Origin of the sequence: Candidatus Infernicultor aquiphilus (assembly GCF_002784285.1) — a bacterium.
Lineage (GTDB): Bacteria > Atribacterota > Phoenicimicrobiia > Phoenicimicrobiales > Phoenicimicrobiaceae > Infernicultor > Infernicultor aquiphilus.
On record NZ_PFKO01000099.1, the window covers coordinates 1 to 5705 of the forward strand.

6 protein-coding genes and 4 tRNA genes are annotated in these 5705 nt (G+C 31.5%); all 10 read left to right on the forward strand.

Going from position 1 to position 5705, the window contains the following annotated elements; translation table 11 throughout:
• Positions 1 to 118 precede the first annotated feature (118 nt).
• The 10 genes from rpsF (at position 119) to rsmA (ending at position 5288) form a co-directional block, all read left to right on the forward strand.
• Positions 119 to 430 (forward strand): 30S ribosomal protein S6, encoded by a 312-nt coding sequence (rpsF, locus tag COZ07_RS02815; RefSeq protein WP_406607076.1) that lies wholly within the window; start codon positions 119 to 121, stop codon positions 428 to 430.
• A gap of 61 nt (positions 431 to 491) precedes the next feature.
• Positions 492 to 722 carry a 30S ribosomal protein S18 gene (rpsR, locus tag COZ07_RS02820; RefSeq protein ID WP_406607077.1) on the forward strand — a complete coding sequence of 77 codons (231 nt, stop codon included), beginning with the start codon at positions 492 to 494 and terminating at the stop codon, positions 720 to 722.
• 175 nt (positions 723 to 897) lie between these two features.
• Positions 898 to 1860 carry a YybS family protein gene (locus COZ07_RS02825; protein ID WP_406607078.1) on the forward strand — a complete coding sequence of 321 codons (963 nt, stop codon included), beginning with the start codon at positions 898 to 900 and terminating at the stop codon, positions 1858 to 1860.
• 84 nt (positions 1861 to 1944) lie between these two features.
• Positions 1945 to 2436 (forward strand): 50S ribosomal protein L9, encoded by a 492-nt coding sequence (gene rplI, locus COZ07_RS02830; RefSeq protein WP_406607079.1) that lies wholly within the window; start codon positions 1945 to 1947, stop codon positions 2434 to 2436.
• Between the two features lie 164 nt (positions 2437 to 2600).
• Positions 2601 to 3932, forward strand: a complete 1332-nt coding sequence (gene dnaB, locus COZ07_RS02835; protein ID WP_406607080.1) for a replicative DNA helicase — start codon at positions 2601 to 2603, stop codon at positions 3930 to 3932.
• Positions 3933 to 4025: 93 nt separating this feature from the next.
• A tRNA-Lys gene (locus tag COZ07_RS02840) sits at positions 4026 to 4098 on the forward strand.
• Positions 4099 to 4106: 8 nt separating this feature from the next.
• A tRNA-Glu gene (locus COZ07_RS02845) sits at positions 4107 to 4181 on the forward strand.
• 26 nt (positions 4182 to 4207) lie between these two features.
• Positions 4208 to 4283 (forward strand) — tRNA-Val (locus COZ07_RS02850).
• Positions 4284 to 4304: 21 nt separating this feature from the next.
• Positions 4305 to 4380, forward strand: a tRNA-Thr gene (locus COZ07_RS02855).
• Between the two features lie 23 nt (positions 4381 to 4403).
• The gene (gene rsmA, locus COZ07_RS02860; protein ID WP_406607081.1) at positions 4404 to 5288 is read left to right on the forward strand and encodes an rRNA adenine dimethyltransferase family protein; all 885 of its coding nucleotides are present in this window, start codon (positions 4404 to 4406) and stop codon (positions 5286 to 5288) included.
• Positions 5289 to 5705: the final 417 nt, after the last annotated feature.

Here is a 5705-nt window from a genome sequence, read left to right on the forward strand (position 1 = left end):
AAAGCTTGATATCAAAAATATCTGATGATATAATATTAAATCAATTTAGGTTTTTAATTTCCTTGCTCCTGAAGAAATCTTTCAGGGGCTGATTAGACCAAAAGGAGGAGGTGAACAGATGAGAAGTTATGAAATAATGCTAGCTATAAATCCCCAATTAAAAGATGAAGAATTAGATTCTTTATTTGATAAAATTAAAAAAGTTATTACTGATGGTAAGGGAGAGATAACCAAGACAAATAAATGGGGTAAAAGAAAATTAGGTTATGAAATTAAGAATTTTACAGAAGCAATTTATGTAGTCTTAAATTTTGATGTGGATGAAAAAATTATTTCTGAACTAGAAAGAGTGGTAAGGTTAGAAGAAAGAGTTATTAGATATTTACTAACTTTACAACAAGAAAAAAAAATTTCTAAAAAAGAAAATTAGTCCATCGTTGAAGAAACTTCCAAAAAGAGAAGATAATTTAAAGGAGGAAAAATAATCGTTAATGACGAACTACGGATTTTTTAAGAGACCACAAAAGAAAGTCTGTTTTTTTTGTAAAGAAAAAGTAGTAGCGGACTACAAAAATATAGACTTATTAAAAAGATTTATTAGTGAACAGGGCAAGATATTATCTCGTAGAGCAACTGGAAATTGCTCAAAACATCAACGTACACTTGCTGTAGCTATAAAAAGAGCAAGAGAAATAGGACTTCTCCCTTATGTAGCTAAATAAGCAAATTAGTAAATTAGTATATAGTATAACATTTGGTTAGATAGTTAATTGGTTACCTGGTTAGTTAGTTGATGAATTAAAATCAAACCAGCTAACCAGCTAGCTAACTAACTAACTAACTAACTAACTAACTAATTCTGCTTTAAGTTTAAAATTTAAAAGAAGAGGTCTTTTATTGAGTGATCAAATTCCAACTAAATCAATAGTTGAAGGTGCATTTCTAGCAGCAATTACCGCTGTTATATTTATCATTAGTATATATATTCCCTTATTAGGAACATTGGTAAGTTTTTTATGTCCGCTTCCAATTATAATTTTATGTTTACGTCATAGTTTAAAGTTTGCCATTATCTCCACTTTTATATCGGGAATTTTGGTAAGTATGTTAGCTGGCCCCTGGCAAGGAATTATGGTTTTGTTGGGTTTTGGGATATTAGGATTGACTTTAGGATTTGTTATAAAGAATGATTTCTCTTTAACTGATATTATTATGGTTGGGAGTGTAGCTTCTCTCCTTTCCAAAGGTTTAATTCTTTTAATTGGGTTTTGGTTTTTAAACATTAATCCTGTATTATTCGATGTAGAAGAGATAGACAGAGTTATAACTCAATCTTTGAATTTTTACAACGGTATGGGGTTATCTCCAGAACAATTTTCTTCAATGAAAGAATCTTTAACCCAAACTATTAATATTGTTCGGATAGCGTTTCCAGGAATGATTATTCTTGCTTCTATTTTTGATACCATTATAAATTATTGGGTAGCTCGCTTAGTTTTGAAGAGGTTTGGATATAAACTGTCTAACTTTACCTCCTTTTCTAAATGGAGAGCTTCAAAATCCTTCTTCTGGAGTTATTTTTTAGGGGTGATATTGATATTTCTAGGAGCAAAGTATAACCTTCCTCTTCTAAGTAAAATTGGAGTGAATATACAACTATTTTTTTCGGTAGTATTTTTAATTTATGGTCTTTCTTTAACCGGTTTTATATTAGAACGGTTTAAAATTAAAAATTTTTTGAAGTGGGTTATCTATATCTTGGTATGTTTTCAACCACTTTTATCACAGATTGCTACTTGGGCAGCTATGTTAGATATCTGGATAGATTTTAGAAAATTAATTACCGCTAAAGAAGAATAAATTAGGCAAACAACTAACCAAACAATTTAAATTGTAAAAAAATATTTTAATGTTTATAATAATATAAAAAGGAGGTTGCTAAATATGAAGGTAATTTTAAAACAAAATATTGAAAAAGTAGGACAAGTAGGAGATGTAGTTGAAGTAAGTGATGGTTTCGGCCGTAATTTCTTGCTTCCTCGGGGTAAAGCGATGTCTTATACTAAAGGTAATTTTAAGCAAGTAGAATATTTAAAGAAAAGTGAATTAGAAAAAAAAGATAAAGAATTAAGTGAAGCTAAAAATTTAGCAGAAAAACTTAATAATATCTCACTAGAGATTAAAGTGAAAGCTGGGAAAGAGGGTAAGCTTTTTGGTTCTATTACCAGTAAAGATATTACTGAGATCATATTAAATAAATATAAGATTGAATTAGACAAGAAAAAGATTGATTTAAAAGAGTCCTTGAAAAAGTTAGGCATTCATAATATTTCAATTAACCTATATAAAGATGTAGTTTCTCAGATTAAAGTTAATTTAATTTCTGATTCCCCATCTGAGCAGGAACAGCAAATAGAGGATACCAAAAAAGAATAAATTAGTATATTGTATATCGTATATCAAAAAAATAATAATGTATAATACGTAGGGGCAGACCTTGTGTCTGCCCGTAATGCGTAATTAGTCCTACGGGCAGACACAAGGTCTGTCCCTACGACTATTCACTATTCACTAATGACTATTTAACATGGAGTTAAAAAATGGAATTAGGTAGAAATCCTCCTCAAAATATTAGTGCAGAACAGGCTGCCTTAGGTTCAATGTTGCTCCAGGAAGAAGCAATTTTACATAGTATTGATATATTAAAACCAGAAGATTTTTATCAAAAATCTCACCAGATTATTTTCCAGTGTATTCTTGATCTATTTGAAAAGAGTCGAGGTGTTGATTTAGTTACTTTAACTGAAGAATTAAACAGGAAAAACTTATTAGAAAAAATAGGTGGAGTTACTTATCTCACTAATTTGATTAATAGTGTTCCTACTGCAGCGAACATTGAATACTATAGTAAGATTATTGAAGAAAAATCTATTTTACGACACTTAATTAACAATACTACTAAAATTATTTCTATGGCTTATGAAGAAAAAGAAGATGCCAAAATTTTACTGGATAAAGCAGAACATTTAGTATTCGAAATTTCAGACAGAAATATAAGGCAGTCTTTTGTTCCCATAAAAGAGATAATTCAGGATAGTTATGAAAAAATCGAAGACCTTTATCATAGGGAAGAATTTATTACCGGGGTTCCTAGTGGATATGAGGAGCTTGATGACATTACTACTGGTTTCCAACCTTCTGAGTTAATTGTCGTTGCCGGAAGACCTGGTATGGGTAAGACCGCATTTTGTATGAATATTGCTCAATATGTTAGTATTTATAAAAATATCCCGGTAGCAATTTTTAGCTTAGAAATGTCTAAGTCTCAATTAGTACAACGGATGTTATGTTCAGAAGCTCGTCTTGATTCTCATAATTTAAGAAAAGGACGATTAGTAGAAGCAGATTGGGCTCCCTTATCTATGGCTGCAGGTCGATTATCCTCCTCCTCTATCTTTATTGATGATACAGCAGGTATTTCTTGTTTGGAAATTAGAGCCAAGGCTAGAAGATTAAAAGCCCAATGTAATCTCGGCTTAGTAATAGTAGATTATTTACAGCTAATGCAAACTGCTGGCAGAATAGAGAATAGACAGCAGGAGATTTCAGAAATTTCTCGTTCCCTTAAAAGCTTAGCGAGAGAATTAAATGTTCCAGTAGTAGCAGTTTCCCAATTATCTAGAGCAGTGGAACAGAGGATTGAAAGAAGACCCCGTCTTTCTGATTTAAGAGAAAGCGGGGCAATTGAACAAGATGCTGATTTAGTTATTTTTATTTACCGAGAAGAATATTATAGACCAAAGACAGAAAAGAAAGGCATTGCTGAAATAATCATTAGCAAACAAAGGAATGGCCCCACCGGTAAAGTAGAATTAACTTTTATAAAAGAATATGCGAAATTTGAAAATTTATCCCGAATTAGCCCAGAATAAAGATTTCATTGTTTATTTACTAATTGACAGCTAACGAAAAATATAGTAACATTTAGAAGCAAAAAAATTTTAAACTATAGTTATTATTTGTTGGGGCCGTTAGCTCAGTTGGTAGAGCATCTGACTCTTAATCAGGGGGTCGTGGGTTCGAAACCCGCACGGCCCATCGAAAATGCCCCCATCGTCCAGGGGATAGGACACCGCCCTTTCACGGCGGCGACAGGGGTTCAAATCCCCTTGGGGGCACCAATTAATTCATTACAAGATAAAAGAATGGGCGGATAGCTCAGTTGGCAGAGCACCTGCTTCACATGTAGGGGGTCACAGGTTCAAGTCCTGTTCCGCCTACCATTTTTTTTAAATGGATATGATGCCGGCGTAGCTCAATCGGAAGAGCAACGGAATCGTAATCCGTAGGTTGTCTGTTCAACTCAGATCGCCGGCTCCATTTCTTAAAAGGCAAATAATCTAATGAATAACCCCAAATTGACTTCTTTCCAAGAAGTTATAAGACTTCTTACCAAATATAATTTTAAATGTAAAAAAAGATTGGGGCAGAATTTTTTAATAGATCAAAACATCTTACAAATAATCATTAATTCTCTAAAATTGAATAAAGAAGATTGTATTTTAGAAATTGGTACCGGGATGGGTACTCTAACTTCTGCTTTATCCCCTTTAGTCAGACAAGTTATATCCATCGAAAAAGACAAGAAGTTAGATCCCCTTTTAAAAGAAAGTCTCTCTCCTTATAATAATATAGAAATAATATTCGAAGATATTATGGATGTTAATCTGATTAATTTTTTTGAGAAGAATAGAAAAAAGGGGATAAAAATTGAAAAAATAGTGGGCAATCTTCCTTATTATATCTCTCTTCCCTTAATAAGACAGATTCTTGAACTTAATAAATATTTAAAATTTGCTGTCTTTTTGGTGCAGAAAGAAGTAGGGGAAAGGCTGATGGCCAAAGCAGGGGATAAAAATTATGGTATAATATCCCTGATTGCTCAATATTATTCACAACCTCAAAAAGTACATACTGTCTCCTCTACAGTATTTTATCCCCAACCTAAAGTAAATTCAATGATAATTAGATTGGATATTTATGAAAAACTACCAGTACAAGTAGGCAATAAAAAGCTATTTTTAAATATTATCAGAGCTTCTTTTCAACAAAGGAGAAAAAGATTGATTAACTCTCTATCCAACTATTTTCAGAGAGAGATCGCTAAACCTGCAATAGAAAGTATATTAAACGAGATAGGTATTGATAAAAATCGTCGAGGAGAAACCTTATCGATAAAGGAATTTGCTAAATTAAGTAAGGCGATGGAAGAGAAACTTTGTAAGTAACTTAGGTCTTGACTAAATAGTTTTTATTAGGTATATTGAAAAATAAGAACTATATTAGCATATAGGAAATGGTTAAAGATAGTTAGGTTTAGTATTTTTTGACAACAAAATTGTATCATGTTATAATTTTTTTAATCAAAATCATACAGAAAAGAACAGGAAATTGACAGTGCTGACTAATATTGATGGAACTAAAAACATTAAGAAGAGAAAAAATTGAATATTAAATAAATTATTCCAGAAACACAGTAGTAATTGTTACTGTGTTTATTTTTAAGGTAAGGTATAGGAATTATTAAAATTCCTATACCTTACCTTAAAAATAAGAAAGATGATTTATTATAAAGAAATATTAAAGACCAGATAGACCAGATATTCAAGGGTGTAATAAATATTGAGGTGAGAAGGAATTAAAGG